Origin of the sequence: Chitinophaga sp. YR573 (assembly GCF_900110995.1) — a bacterium.
Taxonomy (GTDB): domain Bacteria; phylum Bacteroidota; class Bacteroidia; order Chitinophagales; family Chitinophagaceae; genus Chitinophaga.
Genome location: NZ_FOJF01000001.1, coordinates 871,888 through 895,425, shown reverse-complemented (window position 1 = coordinate 895,425; position 23,538 = coordinate 871,888). Strand labels below are relative to the sequence as shown.

12 protein-coding genes are annotated in these 23,538 nt (G+C 41.9%); 7 read left to right on the top strand and 5 right to left on the bottom strand.

The window, feature by feature from the left end:
• Positions 1–454: 454 nt before the first annotated feature.
• From BMW86_RS03825 to BMW86_RS03810, 4 genes are all read left to right on the top strand, one after another.
• Positions 455–3,565 (top strand): SusC/RagA family TonB-linked outer membrane protein, encoded by a 3,111-nt coding sequence (locus BMW86_RS03825; protein WP_089779125.1) that lies wholly within the window; start codon positions 455–457, stop codon positions 3,563–3,565.
• Between the two features lie 8 nt (positions 3,566–3,573).
• Positions 3,574–5,178 carry a SusD/RagB family nutrient-binding outer membrane lipoprotein gene (locus BMW86_RS03820; protein WP_177189143.1) on the top strand — a complete coding sequence of 535 codons (1,605 nt, stop codon included), beginning with the start codon at positions 3,574–3,576 and terminating at the stop codon, positions 5,176–5,178.
• Between the two features lie 121 nt (positions 5,179–5,299).
• Positions 5,300–8,584: a VCBS repeat-containing protein gene (locus tag BMW86_RS03815; RefSeq protein WP_089779120.1), complete on the top strand. Its 3,285-nt coding sequence runs from the start codon at positions 5,300–5,302 to the stop codon at positions 8,582–8,584.
• 3 nt (positions 8,585–8,587) lie between these two features.
• A complete protein-coding gene (locus BMW86_RS03810; protein ID WP_089779118.1) occupies positions 8,588–9,925 on the top strand; it encodes a vanadium-dependent haloperoxidase in 1,338 nt (445 codons plus the stop codon).
• Positions 9,926–10,144: 219 nt separating this feature from the next.
• Here the strand turns inward: BMW86_RS03810 and BMW86_RS03805 are convergent, their stop codons facing one another.
• The 4 genes from BMW86_RS03805 to BMW86_RS03790 form a co-directional block, all read right to left on the bottom strand.
• Positions 10,145–11,908 (bottom strand): T9SS type A sorting domain-containing protein, encoded by a 1,764-nt coding sequence (locus tag BMW86_RS03805; protein ID WP_089779116.1) that lies wholly within the window; start codon positions 11,906–11,908, stop codon positions 10,145–10,147.
• 274 nt (positions 11,909–12,182) lie between these two features.
• Positions 12,183–14,102, bottom strand: coding sequence for an SPFH domain-containing protein (locus tag BMW86_RS03800; protein ID WP_089779114.1), 1,920 nt, complete (start codon positions 14,100–14,102; stop codon positions 12,183–12,185).
• Positions 14,103–14,687: 585 nt separating this feature from the next.
• Positions 14,688–17,312 (bottom strand): T9SS type A sorting domain-containing protein, encoded by a 2,625-nt coding sequence (locus BMW86_RS03795; RefSeq protein ID WP_089779112.1) that lies wholly within the window; start codon positions 17,310–17,312, stop codon positions 14,688–14,690.
• A gap of 87 nt (positions 17,313–17,399) precedes the next feature.
• A complete protein-coding gene (locus BMW86_RS03790; RefSeq protein ID WP_177189142.1) occupies positions 17,400–18,914 on the bottom strand; it encodes a tetratricopeptide repeat protein in 1,515 nt (504 codons plus the stop codon).
• A 250-nt stretch (positions 18,915–19,164) separates the two neighbouring features.
• Here BMW86_RS03790 and BMW86_RS03785 point away from each other — a divergent pair, with 250 nt between their 5' ends.
• Both BMW86_RS03785 and BMW86_RS03780 read left to right on the top strand, forming a co-directional pair.
• Positions 19,165–20,361 (top strand): aminotransferase class V-fold PLP-dependent enzyme, encoded by a 1,197-nt coding sequence (locus BMW86_RS03785; protein WP_089779109.1) that lies wholly within the window; start codon positions 19,165–19,167, stop codon positions 20,359–20,361.
• Positions 20,358–20,972 carry a YiiX family permuted papain-like enzyme gene (locus BMW86_RS03780; protein WP_218149111.1) on the top strand — a complete coding sequence of 205 codons (615 nt, stop codon included), beginning with the start codon at positions 20,358–20,360 and terminating at the stop codon, positions 20,970–20,972. The genes BMW86_RS03785 and BMW86_RS03780 overlap by 4 nt, the downstream gene beginning before the upstream one ends.
• Before the next feature lie 10 nt (positions 20,973–20,982).
• Here the strand turns inward: BMW86_RS03780 and BMW86_RS03775 are convergent, their stop codons facing one another.
• The gene (locus BMW86_RS03775) at positions 20,983–22,245 is read right to left on the bottom strand and encodes an NAD(P)/FAD-dependent oxidoreductase (RefSeq protein ID WP_143056474.1); all 1,263 of its coding nucleotides are present in this window, start codon (positions 22,243–22,245) and stop codon (positions 20,983–20,985) included.
• Between the two features lie 322 nt (positions 22,246–22,567).
• On the opposite strand from BMW86_RS03775, the gene BMW86_RS03770 reads away from it, so the two are divergent.
• Complete coding sequence (locus BMW86_RS03770; RefSeq protein ID WP_089779105.1) at positions 22,568–23,527, top strand: FHA domain-containing protein; 960 nt, start codon at positions 22,568–22,570, stop codon at positions 23,525–23,527.
• The last annotated feature ends 11 nt before the right edge of the window (positions 23,528–23,538 follow it).

Below are 23,538 nucleotides of genomic sequence, written 5' to 3'. Positions count from 1 at the left end.
TTAATCACGTAATAGAAATACACTTCATTTTTAAAAATTTATTCAGATAAATATAACGGGCTGATAGCTCGTACCTGGTTTTTGAACTTAGTGATAATTCGTGTGTGTTATAACAGTTGAACAATGAAAAAAATAGCACACTAAATTAAATAATCATCTTCTGGATGATCAACCAATTCTTGCCTTAAAAAGGCGAGCAGGACTTGTATTGCTTATTAAACATTATAAAACAGAAACAATGAAAAAATAGCTCTACTTAATTAAATAATCTTCTTCAGAACGCTCAACCAAATTCCTGCCTGAAAGGCGGGATGATACTGTATTGCTCATTTAATACAATAAAACAGAAAACAGAAACAATGATGAACTGTAGAATCAAAGCGGAGCCCTTTGCCCGTGACTTAGAGAGAGTGCTATGCGCTCGTTTATTTTCAAACCAAAAACTAAATCGATAATGAGACAACTTCGTTTGCTGGTTATTGCGCTGTTACTGTCTTCAGTAGCATTTGCTCAAACAAGACAGTTGAAAGGAACTATCAAAGATGCAAAATCAGGGTCACCACTTCCAGGTGTAACTGTTCTTGCTAAGGAGAAGAATACTGCCACAGTTTCAGGTGGTGATGGTTCTTTTACATTAAATGCCCCTTTGGGCGCTTTTACATTGCAGCTTTCACTTGTAGGATATGGTACTAAAACGATGCAGGTTACTGCCGATCAATCTTCACTCGATCTGTTGATGGACGAATCTACCACTCAGTTGGGTGAGTTGGTGGTAACGGCATTGGGTATTACGAAAGATGCAGGTAAAGTTGGTTACTCTGTATCTAAAGTAGATGGTAGTGTAATGACACAAGCCAGGGAAAGTAACGTAGCACTCTCTTTGGGTGGACGCGTAGCAGGTTTGAATGTACACGGTTCCAACGGAGGACCTGGTTCTTCTGCACGTATCCTGTTAAGGGGTATGCCTAGTATGAACTCCGGTGGTGCGCCATTATTCGTTATTAATGGTATTCCGATGGATAACACACAACGTGGTGCTGCAAGTGAGTGGGGTGGTGCTGATGCCGGTGATGGTATTGCTAACATTAATCCGGATGATATCGAAAGCATGACTGTTCTGAAAGGTCAGGCTGCATCTGCATTATATGGTGCAAGAGCTGCAAATGGCGTCATTCAGATTACTACTAAATCTGGTAAGAAAGGTCAGTACACTGTTGAGTATAACATGAACTATACCAATGATAAGGCCATCAACTATACCGACTACCAGTACGTTTATGGCCAGGGGGTAATCGGCACCAAACCAAATAACGCAGCTGATGCGCAGGGTTCTGCAAGGTTTGCTTTTGGTGGTAAAATGGACGGTTCTTCCTTCACTCAGTATGATGGTAAAACTTATGCTTATTCTCCATTTAAGAATAATATCAAAAACTTCTATAGAACGGCTCCTTCTCTGACTAATACCATCGCTATTGGAGGTGGTACTGAAAAGAGTTCTTTCCGTTTATCAGCATCCAGCCTGAATGGTCAGTCTATTGTTCCAAACAGTGAACTGAACAGAAAGACTGTTAACTTAAATGCAGATCAGAAGATAGGAGAGAGACTGGATATTAAAGTACTGGTAAACTACGTTGATGAATACCAGCAGAATAAACCACAGTTGAGCGATGGTCCAAACAACGCAAACAACGGTTTGTTCCTTGCTCCGAATATCGACGAAAGGATCCTGGCTCCGGGCTTCAACCCGCTGAATGGTCATGAAGTTGTATTCAGTGATGATAACTATGTTACAAATCCATATTTCGTAACAAGTAAATATATCAACAACATCGGTAGAAAACGTTTAATCTCCGCCGTTACTGCGCGTTATCAGCTTACCAGCTGGTTATATACGCAGGGGCGTTTAGGTTATGACCTTTCTAATGACCGTGTACTCACAGTTGAGCCTTCCGGTTTGGATTACTCTCTGGCAACTTCATCTTTCCCTGGTCACTCTGGTAGCATCACCATGAAAACCGGTCAGAACTACCAGTTAAATGGTGACTTCTTCCTTGGTGCAAACAAGAAGCTGACAGAAGCCATCAATCTGGATGTTATAGTAGGTGCTAATATCCTGAAAAATGGTACAGACCTCGTAACTATCGGTGGTGGCCCATTCATCATTGACGGTTTCTACACACCTAAAAACGTGTATAACTTTAACAGAGATTATGTTTATACAAAGAAAGAATCTCATTCTGGTTACTATACAGTGGATCTGAGCTACAAAAATTACCTGACTTTAAATACTACAGGGAGATATGATGTATTCTCTACACTCGCAGGGGTTGGTATTCCTAACAGTCAGGTGAAAATATTCACACCATCTGTGTCTGGTAGCTTCGTGTTCTCCGAATTAGTACACGTCAAAAATATGACATATGGTAAGTTCCGTGCATCATATGCACAGACCAGTGGAGAACCAATACTTCCTTACCTGACTTCTGTATACTATGCACTGGAAGGAACTAACAATGGTGTACCAAATGGTAAATTCAACAACAGTTTACCAAGTGGTCTGCTGAAACCTTTCAGAGTGTCAGAAATTGAGTTAGGGCTTAATTTGAAATTCTTTGATAACCGCTTAGGCTTCGACGTTGCTTACTTCGATCGTAAGACTAAGAAAGAGATCATGAAAACCAAATTCAGTCTTGCAACAGGTTATGATAATGGATATGTACCAACCGGTTCTACCCAGAACAGAGGTCTGGAGTTAGAAATTACCGGTACTCCTATCCAGTCTAAGGACTTCTCATGGAATGTTTCATTCAATTTGACTTCTGTGACGAATAAGATCCTGGAAACTGATGATAATGGCTTAAGTATCACTAACGGTACTTATCGTTTTGCTCCGGGTTCTGCTACTACTGCTTTCGTAAAAGGTTTAGCAGGTCCTCAGATCCAGGCATATGATTACACCTACACTGCCAAAGGTGAGATGATAGTTGATACCAGTGGGTTACCTGTGAAGAGTGCATTGAAAAACTTTGGTAGCGTATTACCAACATTATATGGTGGTTTGAATAACAACTTTAACTACAAATCATTCAACCTTTCCTTCCTGATCGATTACAACTATGGTAACAAGATCCTGTCTGCTACTGAAGGATACACTATTTTCCGTGGTCTGAACAAATCAACCCTCGAAGGTAGAGAAACAAACGGCGTGACTAAAGGTGTTCTCGCCGATGGTACAGCAAGCACCAAGGTTGTGGCACCAAAGGATTACTACAAACAAGTATCTCAGGGTATTACCGGTACCAGTGTACAGGACGGAGATTATATTAAACTACGCCAGATAACATTTGGTTACACAGTTCCTGAGAAATATTTCTCCAGCCTTCCGCTGATCCGCTCTGCTACGGTATCCCTGGTAGGTCGTAACCTGTGGACAATTATGAAGAAAACTAATAACATTGATCCTGAATCCGGATTCTCTACACTGATTGGTTATGCAGGTATCGAAGGTACTGGCGTTCCTTCTACCAGGACCTACGGTATTAATGTTAACATTAAATTAAAATAAGTAAGGATATGAAAAAAGTATTCATATATATAGGTATCCTTTCTGCCATGCTACAGGTAGGATGTACCAAAGACTTCAACGGAATTAACACGGACCCTACTCAGACTGGTGCCTCTAATTTTGATCCGAACTATCTCATCACCAGTGGTCAGTTTGCATTCGCATCAAAGGGTTATGCCTTGTTCATGTTCTCCAGTATGTGGTCACAGACATTGTCTTCCACATCCTCTCTGCAGTCAGATTACCAAACCAACGGTGATAAATATGTATCATCCGGTTCTACTCCTGACTACCAGTCACGTATCTGGAATGTGAACTACGGTTCTACTGATAAATATTCTACAGGAGCAGGTAACCTTGTAGCCGAAGCTATCTCCTTAACAAGTGGAGATCCGGCTAAAGCAAACATTACTGCTGTTGCAATGATTATGAAAGTAGTGATCATGCAGGAAACTACAGACACATACGGAGATATTCCTTATTCCCAGGCATTCCAGGGTAAAACAGGTATCACCCGTCCTGTGTATGATAAACAACAGGACGTATACAACTCTATGCTGTCCGATCTGGAAACAGCTATTGGCATGCTGGATGCTTCTAAAGTACTCGCAACAGGAGATGTATTCTATAGTGGTGATGTAGCAAAATGGAAAAAGTTTGCTTATTCACTGATGTTACGTGTTGCTATGCGTTTAACCAAAGTTGATGCAGCTACTGCAAAAACATGGGCTGAAAAAGCAGCTGCTGGTGGAACATTCGCAAGCACTGCTGATGATGCGCTGGTAAAAACAGAAATAAGCACCAACCACACAAATGCACAGAACCACGACTATAACACAGATATCTTCCAGACAAGATGGAGCAAAACTCTCATTGATTATCTGAAAGCAAATGCTGACCCAAGATTAGGTGTTTGTGCGGAAGTACCGCTGGATGGAGAAGCAAATGGCAGTCCTGGTCCGGGTACAATTGGTGCTGCTGTACAAATTGGTATGCCTAACGGTTATGACTTTAAGGGGGGTACTACAGATATCAGTAACGAACCTAACTATCCTGGTGCGAGCAGTACCAGTAAGGCAGGCAAATACTCCCGTCCAAGATTCTCCGTATATTCCAACAACGCAGCTCCTATCTTCGTATTAAACTACGCAGAAACTGAACTGATGCTGGCAGAAGCTGCGGCAAGAGGATGGACCGTTACAGGAACTGCTGCAACTCACTACGCAAATGGTGTTATTGCTGCATTAACTTCACTGGCAGAAATAAGCTCAGATCTTACTATCTCATCGGCTACAGCTACTACTTATGCAGCTGCACATCCCCTGAATGTAACAACAACAGCTGCTTCTCTGAAACAGATCAACGAACAATACTGGGCTACTACCGGTTTGGAGTTTAATTACATTCAGAGTTACTTCAACTGGAAGAGATCAGGCTATCCTGCGTTAACTCCGGTTGTTTATCCAGGTAACTTCTCTGGTGGTACTATTCCAAGAAGACAGCCTTATCCGGTAGGCGAAGTTTCATTGAACGGAACCAATTACGCTGCTGCTGTAGGTCGTTTACAAGGTGGTGACACCTGGACTTCCAGAATATGGTGGGATGCACAATAACTAATTAGAGAGTACTTTTTTGACTATTGAACACGTGTAAAAGTTAATGTGGCAGTTGCTGCATTAACTTTTACCTTTTTACCTTCCCTTTTGTAGTGCGTTTCTAAAAAAACTTCCTTCAATGAATTGTTCCACTACCACAACACGATTACTTATTTTGCTGCTGTTTATTTTTCCCAATATCATTACAGCACAAACGCTTTTTCAGTTACTCCCCTCCAAAACAACAAATGTAAAGTTCAGTAACAATTTAAATGAGACTGAAAAACTCAATGTACTGGCTTACGAATATTTCTATAACGGGGGTGGGGTTGCTGTAGGCGATATCAATAATGATGGCCTGCAGGACCTCTATTTCACCGCTAACATGACGCCCAATAAATTATATCTCAATACGGGCAACATGAAATTTAAAGATATTACCAAAGAGGCCGGCAAAGGCATTGGAGGCAAACAAGGCGGTTGGAAAACAGGCGTAACAATGGCAGATGTGAATGGGGATGGCCTCCTTGATATCTATGTATGTTACTCCGGCAAATTCAGTGATGAACTGCGCAGAAACCAGTTGTTCATCAACAAAGGCAACTCACAGTTTGAAGAGAAAGCAGCAGCATATGGGTTGGATGATCCCGGATACAGCACTAATGCGGTGTTCTTTGATTACGACAATGATGGGGATCTGGACATGTTCCTGCTGAATCATAACGTGAAGAAAATCGATAACATAGATTTTGCGCAGTTAAAAAATGAAACAGATTCCCTGGCTGGCAACAAATTATACAGAAATGATGGCAATCATTTTACAGAGGTATCCCAGAAGGCTGGCATCATACAAAACCCACTCACCTTTGGACTAGGCGTGGCTATAGCAGATGTGAACCAGGATGGCTGGCAGGATATCTATGTAACCAATGATTATAACGAACCTGATTATTGTTATATCAATAATCATGATGGTACTTTTAAAGAAGATTCCAAAAGCTGCTTCCGGCACCTTGCCCAGTTTTCAATGGGAGTAGATATAGCGGACTTCAACAACGATGGCTTACCGGATATCCTGACCCTGGATATGTTACCGGAAGATAACCAACGCCAGAAACTCCTGCAATTACAGGAGAGCTATGAAACATTTGAACTGATGCAGTCACAGGATCTCCACAAACAGTACATGCGCAATATGTTGCAACTGAATAATGGAGATGGTACATTCAGCGAAATAGGGCAGATGGCGGGGCTATCTAATACCGACTGGAGCTGGTGTCCGCTGATAGCAGATTTTGATAACGATGGCTTTAAAGATGTATTCATTACAAATGGTTATCTCCGCGATTATACCAACAAAGACTTCCTTAAATACTGGGGCGACTATAAAGTAAAAAAAGCCCTGGAACGTGAACCTGTGAAGCTGATGGACCTGGTTAGTTCCATGCCTTCTACTTCTCTTAAAAAGTACATCTTCAAAAACAAACATGACCTCACCTTCTCTAATATGCAGGCAGACTGGGGCATGGATAAATCCGGTATTTCCAGTGGTGCCGTATATGCAGATCTGGATAACGACGGAGACCTGGACCTCATAGTGAATAATATCGATGACGAAGCGTCTATATACCAGAATATGAGCCGGGAAAATAACCATACTTCTTATATCTCTTTTAAACTAAAAGGGAACGGCGCCAATACCAATGCTATCGGTGCTAAAGTATATGTGTATTCGAACGGGTTGTCACAATTTCAGGAAGTAAACCCCAACAGAGGTTATCTCTCCGCAGTATCTACTCAGTTATTATTTGGGCTGGGGAATGCTACTACCATAGATTCTATCCGCATCGTATGGCCGGATAATAAAGTGCAGCATATGAAGGGCGTTGCTGCCAACGAATTGCTGAAAGTAGATTATGCACCTGATGCTACTTTTGCTGTTGCACCTTCTCCCAAAGGCATCTTTAGCAAAACAAATGGCATCATAGATTATAAGCACACCGATAACGGAAGGAACGATTTTAAACGTCAGTTACTGATGATGTTTATGTATTCCAAAGTAGGGCCTATAGTAGCGAAAGCAGATGTGAACAAGGATGGACTGGAAGATCTCTTTATCAGCGGAGATGCAGAGAAACCCGGAAAGATTTACCTGCAACAGAAGGATGGTAGTTTTGCTGTCAACAATAACGTGACACTGGAAGATGAAACAGAGACACTGGTAGCTGATGCTGTTTTCTTTGATGCGAATGGGGATGGCTTCCCTGATCTCTATCTGGCTATGGGTGGATATGGTATTATAGATGCTAATACACCTTTATTACAGGACCAGTTGTACCTCAATGACGGAAAGGGGAACTTCTACCGTACGAAGCAATCTTTGCCCGATGTAAGTGCCAATAGTAAATCCTGTGTTCGCCCCTGTGACTTTGATAACGATGGTGATATAGACCTGTTCGTAGGTGGCCGTGTAATCCCTGGTATGTATCCTGTAGCGCCGGTTTCTTACCTGCTGGTGAATAACGGCAAGGGACAGTTTACGATCGCAGATGTGCCTTTTGCGAAAGCAGGTATGATTACCGATGCACAATGGTCAGATATTGATAAAGATGGCAGAAAAGACCTGGTGATCTGTGGAGAGTTTATGCCTATCATGGTATTTGCTAACAAGGCTACCGGGTTTACAGATAAAACAGCGGAATACTTTGATCAGCCCCTGGGCGGTTTCTGGTTCAGTTTGTCACTGGCAGATGTGGATGGGGATGGTCATGATGATATCATCGCAGGTAACCTCGGTAATAATACACAGATCCATGTTTCTGCAAAAGAACCTGCTGAATTATACTATGCAGATTTCGATAAGAACGGTTCTATAGATCCATTTTTGAATTTTTATGTACAGGGTGTGAGTTATCCTTTTGTTAGCCGGGATGAACTGAATGACCAGATTTATCCTATGCGCCGGAAATTCAGTACTTATAAGAATTACTCGAATGCCACCATGAAGGAAATTATTCCTCCGGATGATCTTGCAAAAGCAGGTAAGCTGACTGTCAACGAAACAAGAACAATATGCCTGTTGTATAAAAACGGAAAATTTATTCCGGACGCGTTACCATTACAGGCACAGTTCTCTGTAGTATCAAAAATAGTGACTGGGGATTTTGACCACGATGGTAAAGTAGATCTCTTATTGTTCGGTAACCACAGTGATAACAGGCTGAAGCTGGGAAGCATAGACGCCGGTTATGGTTGTCTGCTCAAAGGTGATGGAAAAGGGGATTTCAGTTATGTAGATCAGCCGGATGCGGGCCTTTCTGTTAAGGGCGATGTGAAGTCTGCCACAGCTATGACAATCGGTGATAAAAAGTATGTGATCGTAGGTGTTAATAATGAAGGTATCTCACTCTATAAAGAACAATAAACCATGAAGAGACTTATCATAGGAATATTATTATTATGTCAGTTTGGATACGCACAGCAAAAAGACAACCGGGGTATCGTTGATTATATTCAGCCTGCTGTTTTTTCATTAACGATGGTGATGATGCATGATGTAGTCAACCCACCAGCAGCTACCCGCTTTTATAGTTATGCCACCCTGGCTGCTTACCAGATAGTAGCGATGCATAATAAAGACATTCCTTCTCCCAAAGGATTCATTAAATCATACCCTGTTATTACTATCAGTGATACAGTAGGTACGTATGATTATCATGTTGCCGCAGTATATGCTATCCTGGAAGCTGGTAAACAATTGCTGCCTTCCGGTTTCATGCTGCAACAGGACGAAGAAAAACTGATACAGTTATTTAAGAAAGATAAAGTACCTGATAGTATCATTAAGCATTCTGTAGCTGCAGCTACAGAAGTAGCTGCGCAGATTGTGAAATGGTCTAAAGGGGATGGTTATGGAAAATTAAGTACCCGTTTACGTTACACACCATTGAAAGGAGAGGCATACTGGTACCCTACTCCGCCTGCCTATATGGATGCAGTAGAGCCACACTGGCGTACTATCAGGCCCATGATCATTGATTCCTGTAATCAGTATCCGGCTTTACCGCCTACACCATTCAGCAAAGATACCAGCAGCGCTTTTTATAAGTTAAACATGGAAGTTTATCATGCCGGTCTGGAGCTGAAAGATAATCAGGAACATCTGAATATCGCTTCTTACTGGGATTGTAATCCTTTTGCAATAACTACTTATGGTCATATGGCTATTGGTTTTAAGAAGATCACTCCGGGTGGTCACTGGATGAATATAACAGGTATCGTCGCACGAAAAGCAGATATTGATTTTGATCATACTATCATCTTACATGCTATTTCTGCTACTACGATGATGGATGCCTTTATCGCCTGCTGGGATACAAAATTTTCAACTAACCGTGTCCGTCCTGAAGCATTTATTCAGAAGAATATTGATACTAAATGGAAGCCACTGCTGCAAACACCACCGTTTCCTGAGTATGTGAGCGGACATAGTATTGCGTCTACGGCGGAATCAACTGTATTAACCTATATGCTGGGAGATAACTTCTCATTTACAGATAATACCGAAGAGATGTTCGAAATTCATGCACGGTCATTTACCTCTTTTAATCAGGCTTCACAGGAAGCTGCCATTTCCCGCCTGTATGGTGGCATCCATTACCGTGATGCTATTGAGAATGGTGTGACACAGGGTCGGCAACTGGCAGAAGGTGTGATCAAAAAATTGAAAGCAGCAGGGATAAACCCCGTTTATCCTAAAAAGTAGGAGACGATAACCGAATGAGAAGGACCCTTCTTTTGCAGATGATGCTATACATATCTGTATTTATATAGACTGGAAGTTCCCTAAGGGGTGTCATTTCTCTGTCGGAATTAAGATATAAAAACATATAAGAACTATAGCATAAAATTAAACGGCTTGAGAGTAGTATTTTACCACTCTCAAGCCGTTTAATTTTATCCGTCTGAACTATTAGGTACAGACTTACTGGATAACCAGTTTTTTGATATAATTATTGTGTCCGTCAAATACGTTTATGAGGTAAATACCGGATTTGAATTCACTCACATCTATTGTTACTTTACTCTGACTACTGTTTGGATAACTGAATGTTTTTTGTGTTTTACCTGATATATCCAGAATCCTGATTGCTTTAATGAAAGAAAGAGTTGAGCTTGTTTTACCGGGATTGATGCTAACAATCACATTATTGGAAGAAGGGTTTGGAGCAAGAGTCACATCAATCGTTTTGTCTGACTCAGGTTCCGGCTGGCTTCTTAGTATGCTGTCTGGTGTAGCGGTAAGACTGGGATCAGCTATTCTCATTGTGCAGGTGTTTGTCCAGTAATACGGATCTGACCATGCCTCTCCGCAGTCGTTTATAACTTTTACCTGGAGGCGGTGTTGTGTACCACAATTACCTACAGCGATTGCATCTGAACTGCCTGTAGCGGTAGTTTTTTTCAAAACACCATCCACATACCAGTAGTACGGACCTGGAGTGGTAGAGTTGGCGTAGGCAGAAATTCCATAGTAAGGATATGGTACCAGTGAGATATTTGTCAGTGTCGGATACGGTCCAACTCCAATATTCAATGTTTTGACTGCTGCAACCGGAGTACTGAAACATCCGCCTGAAAGAGTCGCTGTAAGCGTGAGCGAACCATTGGTTACTCTTGTAACAAGTACCGACGCACCGGATGGCGTTAGTGTAGCAATTCCTGAAGAAGCTGACCAGGTGACTGTGCTGCTGCATGGAGCATTAACAGTGAAAGTAGAACTTGTACAAATAGTTGACACTCCTCCTGATATAGAGGGAGTAGGGTTAACATTTGCAACAGGTACAACACCCCCGGCTGCATAATTATGTCCTGCTACATCAACAGATGCAGATACGTTTGTAATAGCTGCTCCACCACATGCATCTGCTGTTAATGTAATAGCACTTGAAGGAGTAGTAATAGTAGCAGGAGCAGGACTACCATTGTATAACCAGCCACTATTGGCACCTACATTAAAATGATATGCTGTTATACCGTCTACTACAGGAATCGAAACACCTACATTCTGGGAAAGTGCAGTACCACATACCTTAGTAACAAGAGCGGTAGAAACCATATTAAGCACCACATTATCAGTAATGGAGATCTTCGTGATCTTTACTTTATTGATTACTGTACTTCCTACACTGGGGCCAGCCAGAATAGTAACGATATTCATATCCGCAGTAGGGGTGTAGGCAGTAAAACTATACGCCCCCGCAGAACCTCCGGAGGGTACATTAAATGCATTAGCACTTTGTACTATTGAGTAGTTGGCATAAGCAACACCGCCACAGGGAGTAGGGTTCGTCTGGTTAGCATCCGGTAATGCGGCATAAAAACTTGCATACATCGGCTGTGAGGAAGATCCTGCAAGTGCATTGGAAGACGCTGTTACCGTTACAGTATAAGTATGGCCTTTTTTAAAAGGATATGCTATCGCAAACGCAGTACCTAGTTGATTACTAGTGCTTGAAGACCATAATGTTGATAACAGGATACCTCCTGACCCATCATAACCAACACCACCACTAACAGGATAGTGGACGAAGCCTCCTATAGTAGCCGGTGTGGCAGTATTAAAAACATTACAGCTACCAGGGTTCAATGGGGCCGACGTGTAACTAATAGTACTTGTGACCTGAGCATAGGTCGTGGGAATCATGTATGCACATAGGCATAACAAGAATGTAAAGATCTTCTTCATAATCGAACAATGTTAAAATTAAAGGTTAATTAAAAAAGGGTTTAATTGATTGACAAAGGGAATATTTAAGGGGTAATGAAATACGTAGTTAAGATAGTAAGTAAAAATGCATCCCGAAAATTCAGACTGTTAAATAAAAACTAATATTCTTTTCCAAAGATTTTAATCCTTTTGACAACCTTTTCTTACATTCCCGGTGTTAAGTGTTATTTATACAACAGAAGTTACCATAAAGAAGAAAAGCTGCCTCAATCTGAGGCAGCTTTTTGTAGCATTAAAGATTATCACCTTTTGGCTCATTAGTCTTTTTATTCCCTAATTCTTCCAGCAGTTTTAATCCTAATAAACCGCTGATAGGTCCATTAGCACCATCTCCACCACTGATCAGTACATCAGGCATGATCTTGATATGCTGTGCACCAATCGCTTCCATCACTTTCAGCTGAGTGAAGTTATTTCCACCCATTGCTTCCACTGCCAGTTTATAAGATTCCGCGCTGGATTTACCGATAGCCAGTATCTTTCCTGCTTCTGCATTACCAGTTAACATGATTTTCTCAGCATCCGCTTTCGCAGTCAGCTCTGTACGTTCTGCTTCAGCAATCGCTAACAGGCGTACTTTCTCCGCTTCACCACTTGCCATCAGCTTCATCCTATCGGCTTCCGCATTGGCCTGTAAACGCATACTGTTGGCATCACCAGTGGCTTTCTTCACAGTAGCATCCGCAATCCTTTCTGCAATCAATACGCCCTGATCTGCCTTTACGATCTCTTTCTGAATTTCTGCGATTGCTGTTTCTTTTTCAAGCGCCTGTCTTGTTTCCTGCGCACGCATCTGCGTTTCGTAGGTCACTTTCTGTTCTTCCGCAATCTTACGGTCTGTGAGTGTTTTCATCAGGCTTTCAGGAGGAACGATATCACCGATCAGTGTATCCACACCAAATACGTTGTATTGTTCCAGTACGGTACCAATATGACTTCTCGCAGATTCCTGTCTTTCTTTACGGCTTTTCAGGAAGTCGATGACATCAGAATCCTGTGCGGAGTTACGGAAATAGTTACCGATGGTAGGTTCCAGTACCTGTGTTACAAGGTTGCCCATATTACCGAAACGGGCAATTACTTTAGGCGCTTCTATGGCAGGAATATGAATGATCTGTGCCACATCCAGGTTAAAGGTAAAACCGTCTTTACTACGTACCGTAATAGTAGAAAGGTTCTTATCCAGCTGATGCGCTTCACTGCGTGATGCTGCCCAGTTTAATACCAGGTTGGTGGTAGGCACATATTCTACCTTCATGATATAAGGGTTGATAGGATATTTACCTGGCCCCAGTGGTTCTGCCCACACACCTTTATGGTTTTTACCAACGATGTTACCATGTTTGAATTCAACACCACTCAGGTCTTCGCCGTCACTACCCACATAAGAGATCACAACACCTACATGGCTGATGGGGATCTCTGTCATCTTCAGCATTTCCACTTTCGCAAACCAGGGATTTAAGAAGTAAGATCCGGAGAGGATCACCTGTTCCTGTAAACCTTTGTAACCACCAGCGGCAAGGAAGGTATCTGTATCCTGGTAGTTGTTATGGTTGGGGATCATCTTACCGGCAATCTGTCCGCTTTCGATGGCTTTACCTTCCATCGTGGTAACAATACCCACGGCATTATCAGGTACGTTGATCATATCAGTTATTTCCACTTCAAAAATGAAGGTGTTGATACGATAAGAACCTGGCGTCATAATCGCTGTCTGACGTCCTTTTTGTCCGCCATTGCGCAGGAATGCTTCTGCATTCTGGAATGCATCGCAATCTACACGACGGGCCAATACAGCGCCCTGTTGCAGCTCTGTACCATCTTTCGCCAGTACAAGACCAATTTTACCGGTGGGGATGATGGTGAACGCCTGGAAAGTAACATCGTACTGCCAGAACCATTTCCCGAAATAAACACCAGGAGCAAGTGTCTGCGCCTGGAAACCAGCCTGACCATCAGTAGCGATGATACGGCCTTCAGGTAACGACTGGTTACCTACTAATACGAACTTCTTGGTGACAAGTCCGATTTTATCTTCCGGAACAATAATAACGCCGAAGAAAGTACGGAGGATAACACGGTAAAGAACAAGGCATAGAAGGGGCAGGCCGATGATTATCAGCCACTTGATTAAAACAGTTGATTCCATATGTATTTTGTTGAAGTAAAAGGTATCCGTCCCTGTACAATCATGTACAAAGAGTTGTATAGGTAGTTTAACTAGATCTTTGGAGGAGAAGTGTTAAAGATGGTAAAGGGATGGTAAAAAAACTTTGTAGGAATAAATGAATCAGTGTCCATTTGATTGTTATTACTATACAAAGGTTATACAAATTTTCTGAATCAAAAAAAATATTCCTTTACCTCTTTCCGGAAGATTGGGAAAGTGATAAATAGTATTCTTTATGCTTATGCCGGAAGCGAAAAGCCTACCTGAGACAAAAGTCTCAAAATACCTTGTGTCCTTGACCTTTTCAGCTCTTGGATTCGACACAAATCCTATATCCCTTCATCATGGAACCCTCATTCCTTCGGCACTCTTACGTCATTCCTATATCGTTTGGATATAGGAATGCTAGTAGAATGATATAGGAGTGATGAAGGAGTGATGAAGGAATGATGATAGAGTGAGCCACCATAGAGCTTTTAGCAATCTATTTTGTTGAGGGGCTGTAATGCATAAAAAAAGCGCCCCGGAAGGGGCGCCACGTCATAATTGGCCATTGGTATAGGGTCATAGCTTGAGGAACTTAAACTTCTTTACCTCCCCGGAACGGGTTTCTACCAGCATGATATACATACCACTTATCAATCGGGTGATAGGCATACTGATAGTCGTAGATCCGGTTGGGATATTATACGACTGTATACTATACTGTCTGCCGCTGGCATCCACCAGTAATACCCTGTATTTAGCCGGTTCGGTAACGCCCTGTACATGTAGGTTAATGACATCAGCAGCTGGAACAGGATAGATATACATATCAGTGGCAGAGAGCTTCACAGTATCAGAATAAGCAAAACTCTTATCCGTACCAGTGATTTTTAACCGGTAATAAACATTACGGTAGGTAGCTGCCAGTCCGGAAAATTCACGGTCTTCATAATTGTACGTAAAGAAACCATCATTGCCGCTGGCCTTCTGTGTATTAATAAGCTGAAAATCACGGTTATTGGTACTACGTTCCAACTGATAATCAGATAATTCCTGTTCATCTACGGTATTCCATGACAACAGTGCATTACCCCTGGTAAGTGTACCTGTGAAAGCAGTCAGATGCAGCAGTTGTGGAGAAAGCAGGTTATTCAGCTGATACTTTACTACTCCAAGATCGGAAGTAGCAAAGTAGATATCAGCATGATCTGAATAGAATTTGAAATCTATAGAAGAACTGCATTGCAGGTAACCCATGCTGCCGGCAGGTACGGAAAACCATTTTACCCCGGCATTTGTACTGAATACCAGCCGGCTGTCACCCAACAGGGATGTATAAGACGCCGCCATGATATGCCCTTCTGTTGCATTCGAAAAAGATACTTTCTTAAGGTCATTGGCAGCAAAGGTTAATGTCCAGTTTTTACCACCGTCTTCTGACTGGAAAATCCCCTGTGTCGTAGCAATGGCCATCATCTGAGGGTTATAGGGATTCACATTCATATCCCAGATATTATCATATCCATCCGTTAAATTATCCAGTCCCTGACTTTGGGTTGTCCAGGTAAGACCACCATCCTCAGAAAGATATACTTTGGCTCCTGCTGAAATATAAACGGTATTACCATTGTTACCCGGTGCTATGTAGGCTGCGTTAATAACACCACTGCCGGGAGGTGTTACCGGTGTTGCAACCGGGTTATCAGGATCACTGATATCCAGTGTATAAAGCGTAGAATATGCCTCATTAAAAGAATAGGAAACCCAGTAGCGGGAATTATTGTCCGGATCTTTTTTTACCAGTTTCAGATAAGTAGCAAAATCCTCTGTAGGGAGATTGTGAAGGGTGGTCCCATAGTTATCACTGTACATTAACCGGGCAGAATTGCCAAAGTCGTCTCCGCCTTTAAACAGGAATAAACGCCCCTGCACAGTGGTATCTGCTATTGCTGTAAGGCCCCGTACGTTCACCATGTAAGGAGGTTGTATATTGAAAGCCTGTGTTTTGCGGGTAGAAAGGTCTTTTATGATGTAACCACCCTGACTGCAATAATACAACTGACTTGTATGGGGATAATCTCCCAGCGTCACTTTATCTGTCACATAAAAGGGGTTTTTAAGCTGTATAAGCGTTTTTCCCCCATCAGTTGAATACTGGGGCCAGGCATCGGAAGTAATGAATAACTGATGGTTATTTTGAGGGTTAATGGCGATCGAGATACCGCCGGTGAAAACGGTAGAATTAGGTTCAAAAGAGGTAGACGTCCAGGTACTGCCACCATTGCTGCTTTTTAGTATTTCGTTCTCTTCCAGCATCCACATGGTAGTGGTATCAGAAGGGGCATACTGGATGAGAGTAATATGGTTGAGGATCTGATCGTTCCAGGTGATGGGGACTTTCGAGAAGGTTGTTCCACCGTCGAGGGTACGGTATAATGTTTCCGGTGCCATACCAAAGTTGACAAAACTGCCAACGAAAAACTCCTTAGGACGCTGAGGGTTAAAGGCGATTGGGCAAAAAGCGGAACCTCCCAGTCTCCAGGTCCAGTTTTTACCTTCGTTGGTAGAGATGAACAGGCCACCGTTCACGCCCTGGGAGCCCAATCCCCTCATCAATATCAGTTTGGCAGGATCATCCGGCGCGATGGCGGTATTCAGGATCTGAACTGTACTGTAACTATCGCTGTAATAGACCTCTTTCCACTTCTTGCCGGCGTCTTTGGTATAATACACCTTTGTATAAGGATTGAAACCCAGCGAATAACCGGTATTCAATAGTACTATGGTTGCCGCTGAGTCATAGATACTGTAGGATGTCACCCAGGGATGCACATCCAGGTTAGGCATTACAAAATGCTGCCGGATGGATTGAGTGGCAAGGTCCAGGATATATAACCCGTTTACTTCGTCAGATTGGCTATAGCTGACTACGAAGGAGAGTGCCTTACCACCGGGTAATAATTTTAGTTGTGAGATAGCGGTTATACTGCTTGGAAAGGAAAAGAAAATCTGCCAGGAGCTGCCATTATCTGTAGATACCATGATATGATTTGCACCGGAGCGGGCATATAATTTACCTGAAATGGTTTGGTCGTAGGTGATGTCCCATAACTTGCCGTATTCACTGGAAGCCTCAAAAGAAAGTTGGGCGCTGGCAGCAACGAACATGCCCAGCAGCATGCTTAGAAGTATAATTTTTCTCATATTTGGGTTGATTGGGTTGCCCGGTGAAAATACCCTACTTCCTCCAGGAATCGCTGTAACAGGGCGTGACAAAGTGTGACATTTAGCCTACAACCCAGATAAATATTCAAAAAGGGAGCTGTTTTCAGGTAGTTGCATCTTTTTCGTAATACGTTCTTTACGTTTCCTGCAGCCTTCAGGAGTGATGTTCAAAAGGGCCGCGATTTCCTTCGCATTTAAGTTCATGTAGATATAAGAGAGGAAGCGGACGTCGTTGGAAGTAAGGTTCGGATGATTTTGACGGAGGGCATTCAGAAATCCCTGGTTCACTTCCTGGAAATGCGTACTGAAATCTTCCCATTCGGAATCGGTACGGACATAACTTTTTAATTCTGAGATATGTTTGAGCAGGATACTATCTCTGGAAATATCCGGGACTTTGGACAGGGCGGTCATGATTTCGTCTATCAACTCATTCCTTCCGGAAAGGAATAATGCTTTGGCGGATAGTTTCCGGTTACGGATCTCAATCTCATTTTTTAGTCTTTCCTGTTCCAGTAAGGCAGCCGTTTCTTTTTCTTTCAACTGTTCTTCCAGTAACAGCTTCTGGCTCTTTTCATTTTCAAATTCCAGGGTGATGATCTTCCTGCTCCTCTCTGCAATCATCCCTTTTGCCCGCATTAACCAGATGAAAAAGGAGATAATCACAACGATAAAGGCGATGATCAGGTATAGTACCCTTCGCTGGCTGAACAATTTAGCCTCATTCAGGGAGAGGTCGTGCCTGGAATTGAGTAATTCAAATTTCAGCTTGCTGTTCTCAAACTGCTGTCCGTTTTTGATGGTATTGATGGAGTCGCGAAAACGGAGAACAGAATCCTTGTTTGCGAGAGCAAGGGCATAAGAATGATTTTTAAAGTGGATATCCGATAAGGTCTGGTAGATCTCTATCTTTTCTTCCAGGTTGGGATTTCTGTTCAGTACTTCCCCGGCGTAGAAGAGGGCCTGTTCCAGGTTGTTTTCCTTTAGCCTGATAGCTGCCAGTAAGGTATAAAGGGCGATCTGCTCGTCTTTATAGGAAGAGTCCCTGGCTATTTTCAGTAATCGCGTAGCCAGCTGACCGGCTTCGCTGGTATTCTCTTCCAGGAACTGGTTTTGCGCATAGGTTAGCTGAGCGCCCAATAACCTTTGCGGATCATTCCTCAAATAAGGGAAGGCCTCTTTGAGGTAAACGCGGGCTTTTCCCAGCTGGTGCATCTCATTGTTTACAATACCGAGGTTGGATGCATAGTTACCGATGCGGATCTGGTCGTTTTTGTCTTTTGCTATTTTATAAGCTTTCTGGAAGTATTCTGTGGCCTTATCGAAATTCTTTTCTTTGGAATAGAGGATAGCGATGTTGTTGAGTACTGTCATCTCCAGCGTAGCATCTTTTTCCGTCATGGCAATGTTATAGGCATTGAGGAAATTGCGCAGCGCTTCTCCGTAGTCCAGCATGAAATAGTAGGTGAGGCCGATATTATTGGTAGAGAGGAATAATTGCTTTTGCCAGTGGTTTTCGGTAGCCATATGCTGGGCATCTGTCAGCAGTAGTAATGCTGTGGCATATTTTTTATCCAGCATAGATACTACACCTTTTTTTATGATAGAATCACAGTAAGGTCGGTTATGGGCGTGAAGCTGAATACTTAAAATAAGCAGGATTCCGGCAATTATACACTTCATGGTTGGCATGCTACAGGTCTGAAAATAATATAAAATTATTAATGATGCTAAAAATGTATTATAGTGGCTTATCCACCCCAATCTGATCTGGTCAAAATAAACAATTGTGCATCTGTTTTAATATAGATATATGGTTTTACTTTGCTGTATGGAAACTACAGCATTGAACCCACAGGAAATACAGCAATTCAGGGCTGAAACTAAAGGAACAGCCGAAAAAATCCACTTTAATAACGCAGGTTCTTCCCTGAACCCGGATATAGTTGTTGACACAGTAATTGAATACCTGAAAGATGAAGCCTTATTGGGTGGATATGAAGCAGAATATAAGTACAGAGATGCATTAGAAAATACGTATACCCTGATCGCTCAGCTGATCAATGCTGATGTGAGTGAAGTAGCTATTGTAGAAAATGCGAGTGTTGGATGGGGCATATTATTTAACGGGATTGATTTTAAAAAGGGCGATGAGGTGATTACTTCAGAGATGGAGTATGTAACTAACCTGATAGGATTTTTATATGCGCAGAAAACGCATGGCATTGTCTTTAAGGTGATACCGAATGATGCACAGGGGAATTTCTCATTAAAAGCATTGGAAGAAGCAATTTCAGCACAAACGAAATTAATCGCTATCACACATATCGCTTCTACAACGGGTGGTATGATGCCGATTGTTGAAATAGGTAAGATTGCCCGTAAAAACAATATCCTTTATCTGGTAGATGCTTGTCAGAGTGCCGGGCAGGTGCCTATAGATGTAAAGGAAATTGATTGTGATATGTTATCTGTAACAGGGCGCAAGTATATGCGGGCGCCACGGGGTACCGGGTTTTTATTTATAAGGAAAGCGATCCAGGATAAAGTGAAACCATTATTTATGGATGGACACAGCATAGAGTGGGTAAGTGAGGATGATTATAAATTAAGGGATGATGCCCGGCGTTTTGAATTATATGAGAAGAATCGCGCAGTGACACTTGGTATGGGGAAAGCAATTGAATATGCGCTTAACATTGGTATAGACAGAATCTGGCAGCGTGTACAATATTTAGCTGATATAATGCGTCTTAAGCTGAGAGAGATTGAAGGGATAACGGTGCATGATACCGGAGATCAGCAATGTGGGATAGTGACCTTCTCCTTACACGGAACAGAAAGTGGTGCTGTAAAAGGCAAACTGGCGGAAAATAATATTAATGTTTCTGTTGGTCTGGCTAAGTCAACGCTGATATACATGAATAAAAATCAGCTGAGTAATGTTGTAAGAGCTTCTGTGCATTATTATAATACGGAAGAGGAAATAGAGGTGATGTGTGATGTGCTTAAAAAGATAAAATATTGAAAACAAAACTGGTCATTGTTTTTTTATTGCTTGTAGGTATAGCAGGATATGCTGTTAACAGGATGAGCCATCATAAAATAAAGGATGGTGATATTATTTTCCAGACATCATTGTCGGGGCAAAGTAAAGCGATCCAGTTGGCTACGCATTCAAAATACAGTCATTGCGGCATCGTGTATAAAAAGGGCAATGAGTTATTTGTTTTTGAAGCGGTAGAACCTGTTAAACTAACGCCTTTGAGTAAATGGATAGCCAGGGGAGAAGGAGGCAAGTTTGAAATCAGGCGGTTGAAAAACAGGGAACAGATATTGACGCCTGCGGTATTGGAAAAAATGAAGCAGGTGGAGAACCGTTTTGCGGGGAAACACTATGATATTTATTTTGACTGGTCAGACGATAATATCTATTGTTCTGAGTTAGTCTGGAAAGTATATAAAGAAGCAACAGGATTGGAAATAGGTCAGTTGGAAAAACTGAGAAATTTTGATCTGAGCAGTGAAGCGGTAAAACAAAAAATGAAAGAGAGATATGGAGACCATATCCCTCTTGATGAAAATGTTATCTCACCGGTAAGTATTTATAACAGTGAGTTATTAAAGCGGGTGAATTAAATCAGCTTCTTTAACTTCCGCGGTTCCCGGCTCTGAAAATCATTCTTAGTGCCTGGTCTTTTGTTGTGTAGGCTACTGCCCAGTGATAAAAAGTCTTAATCTTGTTATTATAATTTACAAGAGATATCAGGTGAATAAACAGCCAGCTCATAAGTCCTAAGAACCCATTTAGATGTACTTTGTGTTTGAACAGATCGGCCACTGCGTGATGGCGTCCTACAATGGCCATATCACCTCTGTCAAAATACTTAAATGGTTTCAGTGGTTTGTTTTTTGCCATTGCTAACAGGTTCTTTGCCAGTCTGTATCCCTGCTGAATAGCTACCTGCGCTACTTGTGGATGTCCCTGGGGATATACAGGATCTGTTTCCTGTATGCTGATATCACCGATGGCGTAGATATTCCGGAGGCCTTTTACCTGGTTGTATACATCTGTGATCATCCGTTTTCCAGCACCCAGACTGCCAACAGGAATACCTTCGAATGTATGGGCGGTGATACCTGCTGCCCAGATCAGTGTTTTGGCTTCAATGACTTCTCCATCAGAAAATTTTATCTGATCGTTCTCAAAGCTCTCTACATGAGTACTTAATTTTATACGCACCCTTAACTGCGTAAGTGCTTTATAGGTTCCCTCATGCGTTTTATCGCTCATGGGAGCCAGCAGAAAAGGATGTCCATCTACAATATAGATTTCTCCTTCCGCCCTTTTTAATTCCGGGTAATCCTTCTCCAGGATATGTTTTCTCATTTCTGCCAGCATACCTGCCACTTCAACACCTGTGGGGCCACCACCGGTAATCACAATGGTCATAAACTTTTTTCGTTCGGCAGGATCCTTTTCAATGGCAGCTTTTTCCATTGTTTTGATCAGTTCATTGCGCATATACAGTGCATCATCAATTCCTTTCAGGGAAATGGCTTTCTCACGAATGCCTTCATTCCCGAAGAAATTTGTTTTAGCACCAGCAGCAAATACCAGGTGATCGTAGGTTAGCTCCCCATCATTTAAATAAAGGGTTTGTCTAGCAGGATCTACTTTTATCACTTCTGCCAATCTGAATTTAATTCCTTTATTACGGAAGAGTTTCCTGAAAGGATAACTGATACTGGAAGGGTCCAGAAAACCGGTTGCCACCTGATACAGTAATGGAGTGAAATAATTGTAATTATTCTTATCCACCAATGTAACCTCGTAATTTTTGTTTTTGAATAGTTGCCGGGCAACATTCAAACCGGCAAAGCCGCCACCTACTATTATAATCTTTTCCATAGTTTTAATTTTATTAAAACCCGTCAGACAGAATAGAATAAATATAGTTAGAGCATAATGCAGTAGCAGGCTTGAAAGATAAGCATGAAATTACTGTATTTTACTCATAGTCTTTATATAAATAAAATATAGTCATATATAAATTCATCCTCATTTCCTCTGGTCCATACGTTTTATTTTTCCATACTTTATTAAAGGCCTTAACAAGCTATTAACTGATTCTTAATCAGGATATTCTAGATTTGTAATCTACCCGCTATTTTCCGGCACTTTTTTAAAACTCATTATAAAAAGAAGGCATTTTCTTAATTCAATACTATAAATGGCAAGTATCGTTAATTCGGTAACTAAGGAACTGGTTATTCTTACCCCTCATTATGTATTTGGAAGAAATCCGGTTATTGCAAATACCCATTTGCCTCAGGTCGATATATCCCAGTCCCATTCTTCTGTATTCTGGGCCAGGGACGGCTGGTATCTAAGAGATCATAGCAGGAATGGTACATTAATAGATGGGGAACTTGTTCGTCAGTCTACCCGGAAACTGATAAAAAAACATGTCATACAATTCGGCAGCGATGAAAGTACGCGATGGGAAATTCTGGACCTGGAGCCGCCCGGCCCCTATTTGAAATCTCTCAGAAGAAAAGATGAAGTGATTAAGCTATCGCCTGTAACAGCACTGAATAACCAGGATCAGCATGAAGCCGCCATTTATTATTTACCTGAAAAAGGCTGGGTCTTTGAAAAAGGAGGAGACTCTTCCTGTTTGTCTCATGGCAGCAAGATCGTATTCCAGGACGACGAATGGGAATTTGTATCCAATGGAGACATAGAAGAAACATTAGACCTTGGGAAAATTGTAAACCATGCTTATTTTCTCTTTCAACTGAGCCAGGATGAAGAACATATCAGGTTACAACTGGTGGTGTCAGATGAACAAATAATAGACCTGGGAAGCCGTTCACATAATTATATGTTGCTGGCGCTTAGCCGTTGTCGCCTGACAGATCAGTTACCCGGTATCACTCCCGAGGAACAGGGATGGGTGCAGGTAAGCAGCCTGGTAAAAGATTTATCCAGGGAAATGAGAAAGGAGATAGATATGTATTTTTTGAATTTACAGATTTTCCGGTTGAGGAAACAATTGGCTGAAACGGTGTCTTTTGGATATGCATTTTCTAATGTGATTGAAAGACGTGCAGGAGAAATACGTTTAGGACATCCTTTCTTTTGTATTAAAAAAGGAGAACATAATCTTGGGGCTATTTTGCCTGAATAGACTGTTAAATA

Excerpts from the sequence above, each read along its gene's own strand:
- BMW86_RS03770 (WP_089779105.1), top strand. The coding sequence starts at position 22,568 with ATGGCAAGTATCGTTAATTCGGTAACTAAGGAACTGGTTATTCTTACC.
- BMW86_RS03790 (WP_177189142.1), bottom strand. The coding sequence starts at position 18,914 with ATGCTGGATAAAAAATATGCCACAGCATTACTACTGCTGACAGATGCC.
- BMW86_RS03815 (WP_089779120.1), top strand. The coding sequence starts at position 5,300 with ATGAATTGTTCCACTACCACAACACGATTACTTATTTTGCTGCTGTTT.
- BMW86_RS03795 (WP_089779112.1), bottom strand. The coding sequence starts at position 17,312 with ATGAGAAAAATTATACTTCTAAGCATGCTGCTGGGCATGTTCGTTGCT.
- BMW86_RS03775 (WP_143056474.1), bottom strand. The coding sequence starts at position 22,245 with ATGGAAAAGATTATAATAGTAGGTGGCGGCTTTGCCGGTTTGAATGTT.
- BMW86_RS03825 (WP_089779125.1), top strand. The coding sequence starts at position 455 with ATGAGACAACTTCGTTTGCTGGTTATTGCGCTGTTACTGTCTTCAGTA.
- BMW86_RS03800 (WP_089779114.1), bottom strand. The coding sequence starts at position 14,102 with ATGGAATCAACTGTTTTAATCAAGTGGCTGATAATCATCGGCCTGCCC.
- BMW86_RS03820 (WP_177189143.1), top strand. The coding sequence starts at position 3,574 with ATGAAAAAAGTATTCATATATATAGGTATCCTTTCTGCCATGCTACAG.
- BMW86_RS03810 (WP_089779118.1), top strand. The coding sequence starts at position 8,588 with ATGAAGAGACTTATCATAGGAATATTATTATTATGTCAGTTTGGATAC.
- BMW86_RS03785 (WP_089779109.1), top strand. The coding sequence starts at position 19,165 with ATGGAAACTACAGCATTGAACCCACAGGAAATACAGCAATTCAGGGCT.
- BMW86_RS03805 (WP_089779116.1), bottom strand. The coding sequence starts at position 11,908 with ATGAAGAAGATCTTTACATTCTTGTTATGCCTATGTGCATACATGATT.